Annotated in this window: 15 protein-coding genes; 3 read left to right on the forward strand and 12 right to left on the reverse strand. The window is 63.4% G+C overall.

The genetic code is table 11. The annotated features are described in order from the left end of the window. Positions 1–188: 188 nt before the first annotated feature. The 9 genes from ERC79_RS12615 to ERC79_RS12655 all read right to left on the reverse strand — a co-directional run bounded on the left by ERC79_RS12615 (position 189) and on the right by ERC79_RS12655 (position 11,028). Positions 189–1,811, reverse strand: coding sequence for an NAD(P)/FAD-dependent oxidoreductase (locus tag ERC79_RS12615; protein ID WP_165497103.1), 1,623 nt, complete (start codon positions 1,809–1,811; stop codon positions 189–191). A 54-nt stretch (positions 1,812–1,865) separates the two neighbouring features. Continuing rightward, positions 1,866–2,900, reverse strand: coding sequence for an ABC transporter permease (locus ERC79_RS12620; protein ID WP_207390309.1), 1,035 nt, complete (start codon positions 2,898–2,900; stop codon positions 1,866–1,868). Beyond that, positions 2,866–3,624, reverse strand: coding sequence for an ABC transporter permease (locus tag ERC79_RS12625; protein ID WP_207390310.1), 759 nt, complete (start codon positions 3,622–3,624; stop codon positions 2,866–2,868). Before ERC79_RS12625 ends, ERC79_RS12620 begins: the two co-directional genes overlap by 35 nt. A gap of 147 nt (positions 3,625–3,771) precedes the next feature. Next, positions 3,772–4,491, reverse strand: coding sequence for a decarboxylase (locus ERC79_RS12630; RefSeq protein ID WP_131578642.1), 720 nt, complete (start codon positions 4,489–4,491; stop codon positions 3,772–3,774). Between the two features lie 58 nt (positions 4,492–4,549). Further along, entirely contained in the window at positions 4,550–5,869 is a 1,320-nt protein-coding gene (locus ERC79_RS12635; protein ID WP_165497104.1) for an aldehyde dehydrogenase family protein, read from the reverse strand. A 59-nt stretch (positions 5,870–5,928) separates the two neighbouring features. After that, positions 5,929–6,213 (reverse strand): muconolactone Delta-isomerase family protein, encoded by a 285-nt coding sequence (locus ERC79_RS12640; protein WP_131581067.1) that lies wholly within the window; start codon positions 6,211–6,213, stop codon positions 5,929–5,931. 11 nt (positions 6,214–6,224) lie between these two features. Next, positions 6,225–7,193: a membrane dipeptidase gene (locus tag ERC79_RS12645; RefSeq protein WP_131578645.1), complete on the reverse strand. Its 969-nt coding sequence runs from the start codon at positions 7,191–7,193 to the stop codon at positions 6,225–6,227. 64 nt (positions 7,194–7,257) lie between these two features. Then, positions 7,258–8,724: an ABC transporter substrate-binding protein gene (locus tag ERC79_RS12650; protein ID WP_207390311.1), complete on the reverse strand. Its 1,467-nt coding sequence runs from the start codon at positions 8,722–8,724 to the stop codon at positions 7,258–7,260. Positions 8,725–9,168: 444 nt separating this feature from the next. After that, positions 9,169–11,028: a galactan 5-O-arabinofuranosyltransferase gene (locus ERC79_RS12655; protein ID WP_131581069.1), complete on the reverse strand. Its 1,860-nt coding sequence runs from the start codon at positions 11,026–11,028 to the stop codon at positions 9,169–9,171. A 132-nt stretch (positions 11,029–11,160) separates the two neighbouring features. Between ERC79_RS12655 and ERC79_RS12660 the strand changes: the two genes are divergently transcribed. After that, complete coding sequence (locus ERC79_RS12660) at positions 11,161–12,033, forward strand: alpha/beta hydrolase (protein WP_131578648.1); 873 nt, start codon at positions 11,161–11,163, stop codon at positions 12,031–12,033. Between the two features lie 72 nt (positions 12,034–12,105). Here the strand turns inward: ERC79_RS12660 and ERC79_RS12665 are convergent, their stop codons facing one another. The 3 genes from ERC79_RS12665 to ERC79_RS12675 all read right to left on the reverse strand — a co-directional run bounded on the left by ERC79_RS12665 (position 12,106) and on the right by ERC79_RS12675 (position 15,089). Continuing rightward, a complete protein-coding gene (locus tag ERC79_RS12665) occupies positions 12,106–12,867 on the reverse strand; it encodes a decaprenylphospho-beta-D-erythro-pentofuranosid-2-ulose 2-reductase (protein ID WP_131578649.1) in 762 nt (253 codons plus the stop codon). A 19-nt stretch (positions 12,868–12,886) separates the two neighbouring features. Next, positions 12,887–14,311, reverse strand: a complete 1,425-nt coding sequence (locus tag ERC79_RS12670) for an FAD-binding oxidoreductase (RefSeq protein WP_131578651.1) — start codon at positions 14,309–14,311, stop codon at positions 12,887–12,889. A gap of 148 nt (positions 14,312–14,459) precedes the next feature. Then, the gene (locus tag ERC79_RS12675) at positions 14,460–15,089 is read right to left on the reverse strand and encodes a superoxide dismutase (protein WP_131578653.1); all 630 of its coding nucleotides are present in this window, start codon (positions 15,087–15,089) and stop codon (positions 14,460–14,462) included. Positions 15,090–15,184: 95 nt separating this feature from the next. Here ERC79_RS12675 and ERC79_RS12680 point away from each other — a divergent pair, with 95 nt between their 5' ends. Both ERC79_RS12680 and ERC79_RS12685 read left to right on the forward strand, forming a co-directional pair. After that, complete coding sequence (locus ERC79_RS12680) at positions 15,185–15,655, forward strand: GtrA family protein (protein ID WP_131578655.1); 471 nt, start codon at positions 15,185–15,187, stop codon at positions 15,653–15,655. 84 nt (positions 15,656–15,739) lie between these two features. Continuing rightward, positions 15,740–16,591: an LLM class F420-dependent oxidoreductase gene (locus ERC79_RS12685; RefSeq protein ID WP_131578657.1), complete on the forward strand. Its 852-nt coding sequence runs from the start codon at positions 15,740–15,742 to the stop codon at positions 16,589–16,591. Positions 16,592–16,601: the final 10 nt, after the last annotated feature.

The raw sequence follows: 16,601 nt of genomic DNA on the forward strand, positions 1-16,601 counted from the left end.
TCGCCTGGTCTTCTCACTCACCATTTCCGGGCGATTGAACGCACGCGAGACGGTCGCAACGGATACCCCCGCGATGCGCGCGACGTCCGCGATCGTGGCGACCTCGTTCGAGCTGCGCTCAGCGAGAGGTTGGTGAACGGGCGCTTCTGCCTCGCTCCCCGGAGCCTCTGAATTCATCATCGGTGGTCTCACGTCAAACTCCCTCGTTCAGCAACCCCACCGGGTGGTGAGTCCGCCATCAGCGCCTGCGCAGCGTTTCGGCCCGGAATACCCGTGACGTAGCCGCCGGGCCAAACTCCACTTCCGCACAGATAAAGCCCCGCAACTGGTGTGCGGGCTCCCTGCAACGACGGTAATGGCCGGCCTTCGAACAGCCCGGCAACACTCATGTCGCCGTAGGTGATATTCGACTTGGGCAGCCCGAGGGTTGCTTCTATCTCAACCGGCCCCATGAAACGGGTATCCACGATCTTAGAGTCGATATCGGGCAGGAGTCCCCGAATATCGTCGAGACAGCGTCTGCCGAAAGCATCGACGGTTTCGCGATTCCACGTCCCATCGGCCAGACTGTACGGCGCGTGCCAAGCATTGACGCTCAGCAGGTACTTACCTGTCGGTGAGTGATAGCCGGGCGATGCGACCGATAGATTGAGGCCCCACATGATCGGATTGGTGCTGGGCTGATCTGTCAGGGCCTCAGCGAGTGCAGCGGAGATCGCCTGATCCGAATGGGCCACGCGGAACTGGCAGGTCGATGCGTCTGCGCTCGTCACGCCCTCAGGCAGCCCCGCGTACTCGGGCAGGGCGTCCAACGCCAGCGCGATCTTGAATGCGCTACCGTGAATCTCTTTGTCAGCAAAATCGTTCCGCGCCGACTCCAGCTCCTCGAACGAACCGAAAATCTCGCAGACGGTTTGGCGCGGGTCGATCGCCGACAGGACACGCCGCGTAGCAACGGTCGTTCCGTCTGCGAGCACCACATCGAGCGCTCCGGTGCGGGAATTGCGCTGGACGCCGGTGACGGGGCTGTCCGTGCGCACCGCGCTCCCCGGATGAGCTGAGATCAGGTTCACGAGGGCTCGGACGATACTGTTCATGCCCCCGACGGGCAGGCCGGCGGAGCCACGCAGTGGCGATGCCTGGAATGCCGCGTCCAGTTGGGTGTGGGCCGACATGGACAGCGGCCGCAGGAGCAGGCCGACGGCGCTTCCCGGCTCCTCGGGCGAGATTCGGTTGCCATTGAGCGCGAGCATCATGAGTACTGCCTTCATCTGCGGCGTCTCGAGATACTCGTCCATGAGTTCACGCAGAGACCCGTGGAAGACCTTCTTGAACAGTGCTCGCGCCCTGTCTGTTTCGAGTTTGCGCTCGATAACTTCGAGTGGGTCCGGGACATGGTAGAGCGAGACCGGCAGGCTCTTGCCGAGATAGTCCAGGTCTGCAATGAGCGTCGCGTATCGGTCCGATTCGCCCCTGCGGAACTGGTCGATCTCCGCGGCGAGCTTCGTCTTGTCGCGCCATCCGATGAACGTTTGGTCCTCGAAGCGGTGAACTACGGCCAGTTCGGGTCTGAAGAACCGGAGCCCGTACCGTTCGAGCTCGAGTTCCCGGAGCACCAGTGGGTCGAATGATCCGGGCGAGTTTGTGAACGCTCCACGGTAGCCCGGGAGAAACTCGAAATCGCCTGTAGCTCCGCCTGGCACCGATCTGGATTCCAGAACGAGCACCGAGTAGCCGTTGTTGGCCAGGTAGGACGCCGATACCAGGCCATTGTGGCCGGCACCGATCACCACGGCGTCGTATGTAGTCATGAACCGATCCTTCTCCCGGGTCGATGGAATCTTCATATGGAAACGGACTCCGGGCTATGCCCGCTGGAGTTGTCGGCGCAGCTTGGGGTTGAGGAATGCATACAGCACGTCGACGAAGAAGTTGACCAGCACGAAGATGATCGCGATGAAGAGAATTCCTCCTTGGAGCAGCACGGTGTCACGATTCTCGATCGCTTGCGACATAGCGAATCCGATACCAGGCCAAGCGAATACCGTTTCGGTCAGTACGGCACCACTGAGCAGGAAGCCGGCTTGAAGTCCGACGACGGTGATGACGGGAGGCAGAGCATTGGGAAGGGCGTGTTTGGCGACGACCAGTCGCTCCGGCAAGCCTTTACCTCGAACGCTGCGGACGTAGTCACTCTTGAGTGTCTCGATCATCGACGAGCGGGTCATTCGAGCGATCACCGCCAACGACCAGGCCGAGAGTGTCATCACGGGAAGAATTGCGTGCCAGGCGATATCCGAAAAACTACCGCCACCGAGGGTGCTTTCCATGCCGGATGTCGGCACCCACTGGAGGCCTACACCGAATACGATAACCAAGAGCATGCCAAGCCAGAACGAGGGCATGCTGGTGACGAACAGGACTGAGATCGTCACGACGCGGTCGACTGGTCCGTTCTGCCGCAGCGCCGCTGCGGTACCGAGCAGAATGCCGAACACCGCCGCGATGATGACTGCCGGGATGGCCAGAATTGCGGTATTGCCAAGGCGTGCAAAGAGAATGCTGGTTACCGGTTCGTGGTACGTCGAAGAGACTCCGAGGTCACCCCGAACTACGTTGGAGAGGTAGACGAAGTACTGGACGACGATGTTCTGGTTGAGGCCGAGGCTCTCGCGCAATGCGGCCTTCTCTGCGCCGGACGCCTGGCTTCCGAGCTGCGCATCGACGATGTCTCCGGGGATGATCTGCACCATCAGGAACACGACGATGGTGACGCCCAGTGCCACTGGAACGAGTTGAAGAACACGATTCAGCAAGAATCTCGACATAGCTTCCAGGCCTTCCCAAGTGCGGTGATTCGTGCGGTCATCGGTTGGTTGAGGACGGATCGAAGCGATCACGGACGGCGTCACCGACGAGGTTGAAGCAGATCGTCAGATACACGATGGCGAGTCCCGCGATTGTTGCCACGTGGGGTGCGTTGAGCATTGCCGACTTGCCGCCGTCGAGCATCGCGCCCCAGTCCGGCGTCGGCGGTTGCGCCCCCAACCCGAGGAAGCTGAGACTTGCTCCGAGGATCACGTTGTTTCCGGTCTGCATGGCTGTCATCACGATGATCGGCGCACGCAGGTTGGGCAGGACGTGGCGCAATGCAATCTTGATGTTGCTGAGCCCGAGAGTGCGAGCGGCCTCGACGTAGAGGTTCTCCTTCACCGTCAGTACGCAGCCGCGTACCAGCCGGCCGAACTCCGGTATCGCGACCACAACCATGGCGGTGAGCATCGAGCCGAATCCGGCGCCGAGCGCCGCACTGATGCCCAGCGCCAGAAGGATTCCGGGGAACGCGAACATCACGTCGAAGACTCGCATGATGACCGCGTCGACGACTCCGCCGCAGTAGCCCGCGAGAAGTCCGATCAATCCGCCGACGACGAGCGCAATCAAAGTTGGGACGACGGCGAGGAAGAGAGCGATTCGCGCACCGTAGATCAGCCGGCTGAGGATATCGCGCCCCAGTTCGTCGGTACCGAGGATGTGCCCACTGCTCAGCGGTGGAAGAAACTTGTCGATCGGATTCGCGGCCAGTGGATCGTAGGGTGCCACGGCAGGCGCAAACACAGCCACCAAGAACAGGATCACCAACGACGCTGCGGCGAGCGAATAGAGCGTCCCTCCTCGATACTTCAGCGAGAATCGTCTTCTGGTCTGGCTATTGGGTACAGGTTGTCTTGACTGGAGCAGCGCCATGCCGAGCACCTTCTTCGTGGATTGTCAGTACTGCCAGAGGCGGCCGAGCTCCGGAATGCGGTCCGGAAGGCCGAGGGTGCGAAGCGCGTGCCACAGTGTCGACTGGTTGCTCGAGATGACGGCTGCGCCGGTGTCCATCTCGAGGTAGGGGAGTGTCTCGAAGGTTCGGTAAGTGCCGCAGGAAATCAGAATGGCGTCGGCCTTGCCAGCCTTCCGGAATACCGAGCGACCGAGACGGTACGCACTGTCGGCGTCGTGCAGGCTCGCCTCGTACGGATCGGTGATCTGCAGGCCCTCGATAGCCGCCACGCGGAGTCCTGCGGCTTCGATCGTCTTCGCGAGTGCTTCGTTGACATCGTCTGTGTAGATCGTGCCGACTGCTACGCTCTCGGCTCCGACGGCCTTGAGGGCGACAATCGCGGACTCCGCCATCGTGATTGCAGGAATTCCGACTGCGTCGAAGATCTCCTTCTTGATCTGCTCATCGGCGCCGGCACCCTTGAGGAAGGTGCCTGGAGCGCCGCACTGCACGATCAGGTCCACCTTCGAGGTCGCGAGCTGCTCTGCAGCTGTGATGACCTGGGCCATCATCACCTCGAGTCCGTCGTTGTCTACTCGCGGAACGATGGTGCGAGCGTCGGCGAACGCCACTCCCTTCGGGGCCACAGTGCGCCATTCCTCGGCACCCTCGATGGCCGTTGCCGGACGAATCTGACCGATCTTTGCACGCCAGCCAAGCATCATTTTCTGGTTCTCCAATTTCTGTCTTCTGTGACTTGTTCGGCCGCAAGCTGGTACGGGCTCACGACAGGTAGATCGTCTTCTCACGCGTGTAGGCCTTGACGGCGTCATCGGCCTGCTCGCTCGGTCCGAAACCGGAAGCCTTCCATCCGACGAAGGGGATGTTGAAGTCGAGACCGGTCGTCGGCTGGTTCACCAATACCGTTCCGGCTTCGACGCTTTCGCTGAAGCTGAGCGCCTCCGGCAGGTCTTTGGTGTAGATCGATGCCACGAGGCCGTATTCAAGCGAGTTGATCTCCGCGATCACATCGCTCAGGCTCTCGTACCGGATGAGGGAGATGACGGGACCGAACACCTCTTCGCGGTACACCGGCATCTGTGGCGTGACGTCCTCGAGCACCACCGGAGTGTTCCGGTCGATCACCCCGTCTGAGGGATAGGTAACCAGGGCATTCGATCCCTTCGACTGGGCAACAACGGTTTTCACTCGGTCCCATGCCGCCTGGTCGACCAGACCCGTTTCGATGAAGTCCTCGCCGAGCATTTCTCGCTGTTCATCCGCCCAGTTCGGCAGCCGCGCTAGCAGCGTCTCCTTGAAGGCGTCGTAGACCTGGGTGCTGACGAACACATTCGCGGCGGCGGTGCACTTCTGGCCGTTCATCGAGAACGCGCTCGTCAGCACTGCGTCCACGCTCTTGGCGAACTCGGCTGATTCAGTGACCGTGATGCAGTTCTTTCCACCCATCTCGCAGAGGGCAGGGATGCCGCGACTGGCCGCGGCTGCCGCGATCTCCCTGCCGACAGCGGTAGACCCGGTGAAGGCGACTGCAGATATCTCGGGATGGGCGACGAGCGCCTTGCCTACCTCCACTGATCCACCGACAGACGCAATCAACCCGTGGGGGAAGTGGGGTGCCAAGACATCTGCGATGGCGGCGGTCGACTGCTGCACGAACTCGGAGGGCTTGATGACGACCGCATTCCCGGCGGCGATCGCGGGGGCGACCTTGAGGATCGCCATATTGGCAGGGAAGTTCCACGGCGTGATTACCCCGACGACGCCGAGCGGAAACCGTCGGGTGTACACGGTGACCCCGGCACGATTGGACGGAAACGTGTCACCGATGGGCCGTAGGGCAGTACCGGCGAAGAAGTCGAGGAGATTGCAGGCATTTGCGAGCTCGCCCTGAGCCTCCTTCACGGTCTTCTTCGTCTCCGCGGCAATCAGTTCGGCGAGACGGGTCGACTCCACTCGGAGGGCCTGTGCCGCCGCATGGAGTCCGCGGGAACGCTCGACTGCAACGCTACCTCCCCACACGGAATGCGCAGAGGTCGCGCGAGAAACCACTCGATCCAGTTCACTCACAAGGTTCTCAGTCACCGATATCCCATACCTTTGCTGATTCGAAAGCCGCTGCTGTGCAGTGTCATCGGAGGAATTTATCGAGAAGCGGGATCGACGGGGTGCTGGGCCAGGGGGTGTACATCCAGGTCCATCCAGGGCCACACCGGTAGTGAGGACAGCGTCTCGTGCAGCTCGGTGGCATCGATCGCCGACCAGAGACCCCAGTTCTCGCGGCGCCCCGGGACCCGCCACATACGTTTGAGCGTTCCCTTCTCGGCGAGCAGCGCGGCCAACTCTCGTTCGTCTACGACGAGCTTGTTGTACTGTTCCTCGGGCATGTCGGCCGGAATGTTGATGCGAATGTTGACGAGAAACTCCATGACGTTCTTCCTTACTTCCATGCTGCCGAGAAGACACGAGCCCAATTGCCGCCGGCGACCGCGCTCACCTCGGCCGGGGACATTCCGCGCTGCTCCAGGCGGGCGAGCAGGTCCGTGTATCCACGCGAGGAGTCGAACCAGCGTGGGAACGGTGTGTAGCCGGTGAGCGGGATCATCGAGGTGCGTGACCATCGGCCCTGTCTCCACCACAGGACCTCCTCGTCGGCATATCCGATGTAGAAGTCCGACCCGAAGCCGACGTGATCGATACCGATGTTCTCCACCGTCCAGAAGACCATGTCGCAGAAGTCGTCGATCGAGCAGTTGACGCCGTTGGGAGCGATTCGCGGGTACATGCTAAGCCCCACAACACCATTCCGCTGAGCCAGCGCCTTCAGTAGGTCCTTCGACTTGTTCCGGACGGCCAACTCGGCGTCCATTCCGACGCAATCGACGGGGTTGGCATGAGTGATTGCGACCGGGCAATCGGACGCTTCGATTGCTTGATAGCTCGTCTTCTCATTGCAATGCGAAAGGTCGATCAGCATACCGATCCGGTTCATCTCCCGGATCAGGTTCAGTCCGTAGGTCTTCGACAGGCCCGCTTCGTCATCTTCCCAGCATCCGGCGCCGGCGGAGTTCTGAGTGTTGTACGTGAGCTGTGCGATCCGCACGCCGGCCTCGTAGAAGGCGCTGACCAAGTCGAGGTCGCTCTCGAAGGGGGAAGAGTTCTGGAAGCCGAGGATGACGGCAGTCTTGTTCTCTCGTTCTGCGGCTGCGATGTCTTCGACCGTGCGCGCCTGGACGATGAGATCGGCGTTCTCTTCCAGGCGACGCTGCCACTTTCCGAGTTCGCGCATTGTCTCGGTCGAGTCTTCCCAAATCGCGATCGTGACGTGGACGGCGGTTACGTTGCCCTCGCGCCACTCGACGAATCGTGCTCGCTCCGGCTTGCTGAACTGGAGTGCGTCGATCAACATTCTCTATTCTCCGTATCTGTTGTGCGGGAAGCTGATTGAGGTGTACCCACTCGGTCTGTCTCGCTCACTTGGAAACCACCGCGTAGTCGACGAATGCGCTGGGGTTTTCGTTGATGCCCTGGACGTCGGTCACGTACATGCGGGGGAGGCGGTCCTGGTACAGGAAGATCCAGGGTGCGTCCTCGTCGATCTGCCGGACGGCCTTGCGGTAGAGGTCGCGGCGAGCGTTCTCATCCACCGTCCCGCGGGCTTCGCCGAACATCGCACCGACCTGATCGTTGACGTACCAACCACGATTTACCCCGGCGGGCGGAACCAGTGTGGGGCTGAACATTGTCTCCAGCCAGTACGCGTTGTCTGCGCCGGTGGTCCAGCCGTTGTAGGAGCCGGCGACGCCGTCCGTGTAACCGGGGCCTTCGGTTGCCACGAGCGTGGTGAAGTCCATGTACTCGACTGAGAGATTGACACCTACCGATGCGAGATCCTGCTGGACGAGGGCCATGATCTGCTTGGACTGCGAGAAGCCGGGGCCGGCGCTCGGCGCCAGGAGCTTCATGCTGAAGCCATCGCTGTAGCCAGCCGCGGCAAGAAGCTCTCTCGCCCGATCCGGGTTGTGGCTGTAGATCTCCTCGGAATCACTCTGCCACAGAGTGTTACCGCTGGGGAGCGAGCCGTGCAGGGGCCGCGCCTGGCCATCCGTCGCAGTCGCCAGGGCCTCGCGGTTGATGGCGAAGTTCAGTGCTTGTCGCACGTCCTTGTTCGCGGTAGGACCGCTCTTCGTGTTCAAGCGAATGAAGTACTGGTTTGCCGCGTCCGGATACTGAACGGTGACGCCTTCATCGTTCGAGAGCTGCGTGATCTGCTGGGCGCCAGCACTCAGAATTACGTCGACCTGCCGGGTCTGCATCGCGGTGGCCATCGATCCCGGATCCTGAATCGTCACGAAGACAATGGATTCGAGCTTGGGCTCACCTCGCCAGTAGTTGTCGAACCGTTGGAGTCGAATGGACTCACCCGGCGTGACACCGGTCGTCATGAAAGGGCCGGTGCCGACAGGATGTGTCGCGAGTTCTTCTTCCGTCATCTGATCGAGAGCTGTTGGGCTGATGATGCCCATTCTGCGATCCTTGAGAAGTCGCGGAAGCTCGACGAAGGGCGCCTTCAAGGTGATGGTGAGGTCCCGATCGGAGGTGGCTTCGGTTCGTCCGATCCAGCGCGTGAGGAATCCCATGTTTGCCGCGGCGGTTCGGGAGTAGAAGCTTGCGTCGGGATTGAGCAGACGCTCGAAGTTCTTGTGAACAGCTTCGGCATTCAGCGGAGTTCCGTCTTGGAAGGTCACGCCCTCGCGAATGGTGAAGACGTAGCTGGTGGCGTCCGCGGACACCGTCCATTTCTCCGCAAGGAACGGCTCGATTTCCGTTGCTTCCTTGGTGGTCGCGCTGAGGTCTTCGCGAACCAGGGTGTCGTAGATCGCGTCAGTGATCCGCAACCCGACCGTACCGTTGATCGCCTGCGGATCCAGCGAGGGCACTTCGCTCTGGGATGCTGCAATGAGAACGTTTTCATTGGCGGCATCATTGGAACCCCCTGCGCCGCAAGCGCTGACGGACAATGCGATTGCGCATACTGCGGCCGGTAGTCTCCAGCGGCTGCTTCTTCTGGCCATGCTCGCTCCCTGAAACTGGTCCCTCGCGGGTGGATGTAAACGATTGCAATCAATGGAAATGAGGGTATGGGCTGGATCACACAGTGTCAACCACGTGAGTGGGATCACTTGGATTCGGGCGGTCGGGGTGCTGGTTCACCAGCAGTTCAGCGACCCTTGGGACGGAACCTGTGCTGGTTGGCGGACGCGTGCGGGTATCAGGGGGCTTCCGCGATCGCGGTCTGATGCCACCCTGAGGTTGAGCAGGTGTCCTGGCAGCGCGCAGTCCGTTGCTGCACGACCCGGGACGTCCGGCGGGCAGTCACCGCATTACTGGCCGGACCGGGTCACCACGACGAACGGGCCCACCTCGTCCACTGTGAACCGGGGATCGTCGAACAGTTCCTTCGGGAACGTCACGGTGTATCGGCGGACGTTCGGATCGTTGGGGTATACGTCCTCGGCCAGTCTCAGCGTGTACCCGGCGGCGCTCTTTCGGAAGACGAACACGTCCGGTGCGCGCCAAGGACTCTTGTCCATTGCTGCGATCAACTCGTCGGGGGTGCTGAGCTCGGACCAGCTCTCGATCGCCTCGGCCCGCTCGCGGAAGTTGGCGAGCGGGTTCGCGTAGTGCGACGTGAGGGCCTGGAACCCGAGATACGGGTAGTAGCTGAGGAAACTGGTGTCGGTGGTGAGCACGACGGTGTCTCGGCGTACCTGCGGCCGCTGATCGGTGATGATGCGGTCCACATCGCCGTAGTAGGCGGCGGGGCCGGCCGGACGTTTGTCGGCGCGGACGCCGTCGCCGTCGGTATCGGTGTAGGCAACGGTGATGTCGCCGGCGAGGACCTGGGGAATGTTCTGCACGAATGCGATGGCGCCAGCGAGCCCGATCACGACAACCGATGCCTTGACCCGTGGGTTCTCACTCGTCGCCAGAACCAGCCAGCGGGAGAACTCGAAGAACCCGAACACGCCCGCGGTGCCCAACAGCAGGATCAGCAGCGGTTCGAGTCGGAACGAGAGCAGCGTGCTCCCGACGACCGTGACTGTCATCGACAGTATCGACCACAGGTAGATCGCGATCACGCCGGCACTGAGCGCCTGTGCGCGCCGCGAGAATGAAACCCGCACCACCAGCCAGATCGTGCCCAGCAGACACAACGCCCCGGCGAGGGTGAATTGGATCATCGGCAGGGGCAGATGCGCACCGGCGTCGGGCAGATAGTGGGTGGCGGTGCCGCTGTCGGCGACGGTGCCGCGCAGTCTCTCGAGCACGTACGGCAGCCACACGGTGAGCGCAAGTAGGCCGGCGATCACGGCTGTGACGATCAACCGCAGCAGCGGGTCCATCGCCGCGCGCCAGGAACCCTGAGCCCGTACGGCCAGCCCTGCGGCGACCAGTGCCATGAGCGTCACCGCAAACGCGGCCAACCCGAGGTACAGCGTGTAGAAAGCGGCCGCGACGCCGAGGAACACGCCGGTTCCCACGATGGCTCCCCATCCGCCGTTATGCGTCTGAGCAGACCTCTCCGGCCGGTACAGCCCGCCCCACGCGAGCACGAGAACCGGCGGGACAAGGATTGCGATCACTGCGCCGTACGGCTCTGCGGAGCCATATGCGACCAGCAATGCGGTGGTCGCGAGCGCGACCACCACCGCCCAGTCGGAGCGAATCAGCTTGTTCCACAGGACAAGCGCGAGCACTGCGGCCACCGCGATCGAACCGATCGAATACGGCTTGAATGCTTCCCAGCCGTCCATGCCGAGGAGATTCGCGACGCGGCCGCCGATCCAGAACCAGCCTGCGGGGTAGTAGGGCGGTAGGTCCGCGTACGTCATGTCATGCAGGGCAGCGGAATCGGTGAGCCGGGTCAGGTACTCGGTGCGGAACTCCTGATCCACCGAGATGCCGTGCAGGTACAGCTTGGTCGCACTCAGCGGCATGCCGAGCGTCACGGTCACGAACGCCGACAAGCTCGCCCATGACAGCACCGTCGCCGCCCGGACCCATCGTCCGGCGCGGTACAGCATCACGCACCCAGCGAGCACTGCGATGGTCCCCAGCTGCCCGACTGTGGTGACGGCCTGCGTGACGTTGGACGAGTTGAACGCCGGCCACGACACCTGATCGAATGCGAACAGGCCAACTACGGTGACGGCCACCGCGACCACGGTTGCGAGGATCATATCGGCCGCGGTGGAGGCGGCCCGCCGGGCAGGGGCGACTCGCGACTCTTCGACGGGGGCGGCACCTGATTGCGACACGGGCCGAGCTTACTTGGGTGCAAGACCCGGATTCGCTTTCAGTAGGTTCGAGGGATGAGTGATGAGCAGGTATCGCCGCCGAAGTGGTTCATCGATGCGCTGGCCGCACCGGTCGATACCGGCAGCGTCGAGGTAGACGGCGTCGGTGTGCACTTTCGGGCCTGGGGTGAGTCGGGTCGGCCCGGGCTGGTGCTGATCCACGGCGGCGCGGCGCACTCGCGCTGGTGGGATCACATCGGCCCGCAGCTGGCCGGCGATCGTCGCGTCGTCGCACTGGACCTGAGTGGGCACGGTGACAGCGATACCCGCGAGTACTACTCGCTGGATCAGTGGGCACACGAGGTGGTGTCGGTTGCGGAGGTGTCGGGCATCGCCGGTGCTCCGGTGCTGGTGGGTCACAGCATGGGTGGCATCGTCGCGTACGTCGCCGCGCACCTGTACGGCGATCGGCTGGCCGGGGTGCAGATCATCGACTCGCCCATCCGGCAGCGGACACCCGAGGAGGAGGCGGCCCGCCGTAAGGCGGCGTTCGGACCGAAGAAGCTCTACACCGATCGCGAGGAGGCACTGGCACGATTCCGGTTCGTGCCGCAGCAGAACGCGGCCGTCCCGTGCGTGCGAGAGCATGTCGCCGAGACGTCACTGGTGGACGTCGAGGGCGGCTGGTCGTGGAAGTTCGATCCGGCGGTCTTCACCCGATCGGGCGGCGACATCCTCGTCGAGGCATCGCCGCGGTGCCGTCTGGCCTACTTCCGCGCCGAGAACGGCATCGTCTCTCCTGAACTGATGACACACATGCGGGCGCGGTTCGGGCCGTCCGCGCTGATCGCAGAAATTCCCGCCGCCGGACACCACACGATGATCGATCAGCCGTTGGCCCTCGTGACGGGCATCCGAACGGTGCTGGCTGCCTGGGAGGCAGCCTAGATACCCGCGTTTTGCGCACTCGTTGCTCCCTGGAGGCGCGGGGAACAGCGACAGGTGCGCAAAACGCGGGAACTAGATCGGCAGCTTGCGGAAGATGGCACGCGGGACGTGCCGCAGGGCCATCATCACGAAGCGCCACGGACCCGGGGTCCAGACGATTTCCTTGCCCTTGTCGGAGCCGGCAACCGCCAGCGCGGCCACGTCTTCCTTGTTCACGGTCAGCGGGGCTTCCTTGACATGCGCGCTGAACTTGGTGCGCACCATGCCCGGTCGCACGACGGTCACCTTGGGACCGAACGGGGCCAGCGCCTCGCCCAGGCCCAGGTAGAAGCCGTCGAGGCCGGCCTTGGTGGAGCCGTAGACGAAGTTGGCGCGTTTGACGCGCTCACCGGCCACCGACGACATCGCGATGATGCGGCCGAAGCCCTGCGCCTTCATCTTCTCGCCGACGAGCACACCGACCGAGACGGATGCGGTGTAGTTGACGTTCGCGACCAGCACGGCCTTGCGCTGGTTCTGCCACAGCTCCTCAGCGTCGCCGTCGAGGGCGAACGCGACGATCGCGACGTCCACGTCACCGTTCGAGAAGGCCTCGTCGATCACCTTGGGGTGGCTCTCGGTGTCGAGCGCGTCGAAGTCGATGACGTCGACCTGGGTGGCGCCCGCGGCCTTCATCTGTGCGACGGCGGCGTCGCGACCCGGATCGTTCGGCAGCGCAGCGAGAATGACGCGCAGCGGCGACTTCTTGAGGTATTCCTCGCAGATTGCCAGGCCGATCTCGGACGTGCCTCCGAGGAGCAGCAGGGTCTGGGGGTTTCCGACAGCGTTGATCACCGAGCTTCAGCTCCCATTGTCATTGCAGTTCCAACCTTCTGGACATGTCGGAGGCGAAAACGCCTGTGGGGTCGATGGATCGGCGGACCTTGATCCACTCGTCGATCCGCGGGTACATCGCATGGAACGTCTCGGCCGTGGTCCGCGAGTCCTTCGCGGTGTACAGCCGGCCGCCGAACTCGAGCACGCGCTTATCGAGTTCAGTGACGAACTCGTTGAGTCCCGGCTTGATCCGGAAGTCGACGCAGATGTTCCAGCCGGCCATGGGGAAGCTCAGCGGTGCCTTGTTGCCCTCGCCGAACAGCTTGAACACGTTGAGGAACGAGTGATGCCCGGACGACTGGATGTCGCGGATGATCTGCTTGAACTCGCCGACGGCCTCCGGCGGCACCACGAACTGGTACTGCAGGAATCCGTTGGAGCCGTAGCCGCGGTTCCACTCCCCGAACAGATCCAACGGGTGGTAGAACTGCGTCAGGTTCTGGATCTGGTTGTCCGCGTTCTTCGTCTTCCGGTAGTACAGCTCGCCGATCACCGAGAAGTTGAACTTGTTTGCGAGACCGTTGGGGAAGACGTCCGGCAGCGTGAGCAACGTTGGGGCGTCGAACTTGAGCGGGTCTTTCTGCAGCTTCTTCGGTAGCTGATCCAGCTTGGCGAGGCTGCCACGTGAGACCGCGGCCCGGCCCAGCTTGGGCTCGGGCGAGATCGCGTCGAACCACGCGCTCGAATAGTCGTAGTTTTCCTCGCTGCCGTCGCTGTGCAGGGCGATGGTTTCGTCGAGGTCGGCCGTGCGTCGGCTGTCCGCGATGAAGTATGCGGTCTCCGTCGGTGTCATCTCGATAGTGGCCTTGAGGATGATGCCCGTCAGGCCCATGCCACCGACCGTGGCCCAGAACAGCTTCGAGTTCCGGCCGGCCGGGGTGAGGGTGCGCACCTGGCCGTCCGCGGTGAGTAGATCCATCGAGCGCACGTGATTGCCGAAGCTACCGGCGCTGTGATGGTTCTTGCCGTGGATGTCGGACGCGATCGCGCCGGCAACCGTGACCTGGCGGGTGCCCGGTAGCACCGGAACCCACAGCCCGAATGGCAGTGCCGCGCGCATCAGCTGATCCAGGTTCACACCGGCGTCCACCGTCACCATGTGGGTGTCGGCGTCGATGTTGTGGATCCGCTTCAACGCGTTCATGTCGACAACGAGTCCGCCGGCGTTCTGCGCAGGGTCGCCATACGAGCGGCCCAGGCCGCGCGCGATGACGCCTCGCCGCAGGTATGCGGGCTTCGACTCGTTCTGCTCCGCCACCTGGGCGACCGCCTTGGCGATCAGCTCGACGTCGGGTGTGGACAGCACCTGGGCGGTGGTGGGCGCGGTGCGTCCCCATCCGGTGAGGGTGCGGGTTTGCGTGGGGAGCGGCTCGTGAGCCGTCTCTTCTGCTGTCGTGGACATCGGATACGAGGCTACCTGGCGGTAGTGCCCCTGCCCCGGCACGCGTGTGCCGTTCCACAACTTCTTTATCCTCGTTTTGCGCACTTATCGCGCGTTTCCGGGGTCCGGAAGCGCGATAAGTGCGCAAAACGCGGGAGTGGGGGACGGGTCAGGCGGGGACGATGAGTCCGGCGGTCTGGGTGCGGGCGGCGGCGAAGCGGGTGGCGACGTCGTTCCAGTTGACGATGTTCCAGAAGGCGTTGACGTAGTCGCCCTTGACGTTCTGGTAGTCGAGGTAGAAGGCGTGTTCCCACATGTCGAGCATGAGCAGGGGGGTGAGGCCGATGCTGATGTTGCCCTGCTGGTCGTAGAGCTGGACGATGATCATGCGCTGGCCGATGGAGTCCCAGGCGAGGATGGACCAGCCGGAGCCTTGGATGGCGTTGGCGTTGGCGGAGAAGTGGCTGCGGAAGGCGTCGAAGCTGCCGAACTGGTCGTCGATGGCGGCGGCGAGTTCGCCTTCGGGCTTGTCTCCGCCGTCGGGGGAGAGGTTGTTCCAGAACACGCTGTGGTTGGTGTGGCCGCCGAGGTGGAAGGCGAGGTTCTTCTCGTGGAGGTTGACCACGGGGGCGAGGGCGTCGGCTTCGCGGAGTTCGGCGAGCTTGTCGAGGGCGGTGTTGGCGCCGGCGACGTAGGCGGCGTGGTGCTTGTCGTGGTGCAGGGCCATGATCTTGCCGGAGATGTGCGGCTCGAGGGCGGCGTAGTCGTAGGGGAGTTCGGGCAGCGTGTAAACGGTCATGGACTTGATCTTGCAACCTCTAGTGCACTCGAGGTCTACTCCGTGTGCCGGATGTCACGACCGGATCGGTGCGCGCGGTCGCCTACGCTCGGTGCGTGCCCGGAACCCCCCACGCCGACGAGCCGCACGTCCCGCTGCCGGTCGAGATCCCCGTCACCGAGTCCATCGCCGACGATGCGCCGGACCTGAAGACGCAGATCGTGCGCTTCGTGCTCACCGGCGGACTGTCCGCCGTCGTGGACTTCGGGTTGTACGTACTGATGCTCGCGCTCGGGCTGCCGCGCGACATCGCGAAGGCCATCGGCTTCATCGCCGGCACCACGACGGCCTACCTCATCAACCGTCGCTGGACGTTCAAGGCCGAGCCCAATCGGGCGCGCTTCGTCGCGGTTGTGGTGCTGTACGCCGTGACGTTCGCGGTGCAGGTGGGCCTCAATGCCGTGATGAACGACGTCTTTCCGGACGAATGGTGGCGGATTCCGCTGGCCTTCGTCATCGCTCAGGGCACCGCGACGGTCATCAACTTCGTGGTCCAGCGTGCGGTGATCTTCAAGATCGGCCGATGACTGGACGCTTGTCTGGAAACCCTCCCGGATCGAACCGGAACAGGTTACATTTCTGGCGGTCATTCGACGTGGAGGAGCCAGATCGTGCGCTACGGCATCAGCCTGTTCACCAGCGACCGGGGGATCACCCCGGCGGCTGCGGCGCGAGCCGTGGAGGGCTGCGGCTTCGACGCGCTGTACGTGCCCGAACACACGCACATCCCGGTCAACCGAGAGTCGAACTACCCCGGCACCGACAGCGAGGCGCTGCCCGACGACCGTTACATGCGCACCCTTGATCCGTGGGTAGCGCTCGCGACTGCGGCGGCGGTGACCTCCCGGATCCGGCTGGGTACGTCGGTGGCGCTGCCGCTCGAGCACGACCCCATCACGCTGGCGAAGACTATTGCCTCGCTCGATCACCTGTCCGGCGGGCGCGTCACGTTCGGTGTCGGATACGGCTGGAACACCGAGGAACTCGCCGACCACGGTATCGATCCCAAGAAGCGCCGCACCGCGCTGCGTGAGTACCTCGAGGCGATGAATGCGTTGTGGACGAAGGAGGAGGCGTCGTACGACGGGCAGTTCGTGAAGTTCGACTCCAGTTGGGCGTGGCCCAAGCCGATCCAGCAGCCGCGCCCGCCCGTCCTGGTCGGCGCCGGCGCGTCGGAGAAGACGTTCGCGTGGATCGCCCGGTCTGCGGATGGCTGGATCACCACGCCGATCGAGCGAGACATCGAGGAGAACGTCGCGCTGTTGAACACGATCTGGATCGACGCTGGACGTTCCGGGCGGCCCGAGATCGTGGTGCTCTCCGGCAAGCCGGATGCCGACAGGCTGGCCCGCTGGGAGGAACTCGGGGTCAGTGAGGCGATGTTCGGAACGCCTGACGCGGAGGAGGCGCAGGTGGTGGCCTACCTGCAGCGGCTTGCCGGCAGGCTCGGCATCGGCGGTTAGGTTCCGGATC

Origin of the sequence: Rhodococcus sp. ABRD24, from assembly GCF_004328705.1 — a bacterium.
GTDB lineage: Bacteria > Actinomycetota > Actinomycetes > Mycobacteriales > Mycobacteriaceae > Prescottella.

Excerpts from the sequence above, each read along its gene's own strand:
- ERC79_RS12615 (WP_165497103.1), bottom strand. The coding sequence starts at position 1,811 with ATGACTACATACGACGCCGTGGTGATCGGTGCCGGCCACAATGGCCTG.
- ERC79_RS12630 (WP_131578642.1), bottom strand. The coding sequence starts at position 4,491 with ATGATGCTTGGCTGGCGTGCAAAGATCGGTCAGATTCGTCCGGCAACG.
- ERC79_RS12640 (WP_131581067.1), bottom strand. The coding sequence starts at position 6,213 with ATGGAGTTTCTCGTCAACATTCGCATCAACATTCCGGCCGACATGCCC.
- ERC79_RS12645 (WP_131578645.1), bottom strand. The coding sequence starts at position 7,193 with ATGTTGATCGACGCACTCCAGTTCAGCAAGCCGGAGCGAGCACGATTC.
- ERC79_RS12655 (WP_131581069.1), bottom strand. The coding sequence starts at position 11,028 with ATGATCCTCGCAACCGTGGTCGCGGTGGCCGTCACCGTAGTTGGCCTG.
- ERC79_RS12660 (WP_131578648.1), top strand. The coding sequence starts at position 11,161 with ATGAGTGATGAGCAGGTATCGCCGCCGAAGTGGTTCATCGATGCGCTG.
- ERC79_RS12670 (WP_131578651.1), bottom strand. The coding sequence starts at position 14,311 with ATGTCCACGACAGCAGAAGAGACGGCTCACGAGCCGCTCCCCACGCAA.
- ERC79_RS12675 (WP_131578653.1), bottom strand. The coding sequence starts at position 15,089 with ATGACCGTTTACACGCTGCCCGAACTCCCCTACGACTACGCCGCCCTC.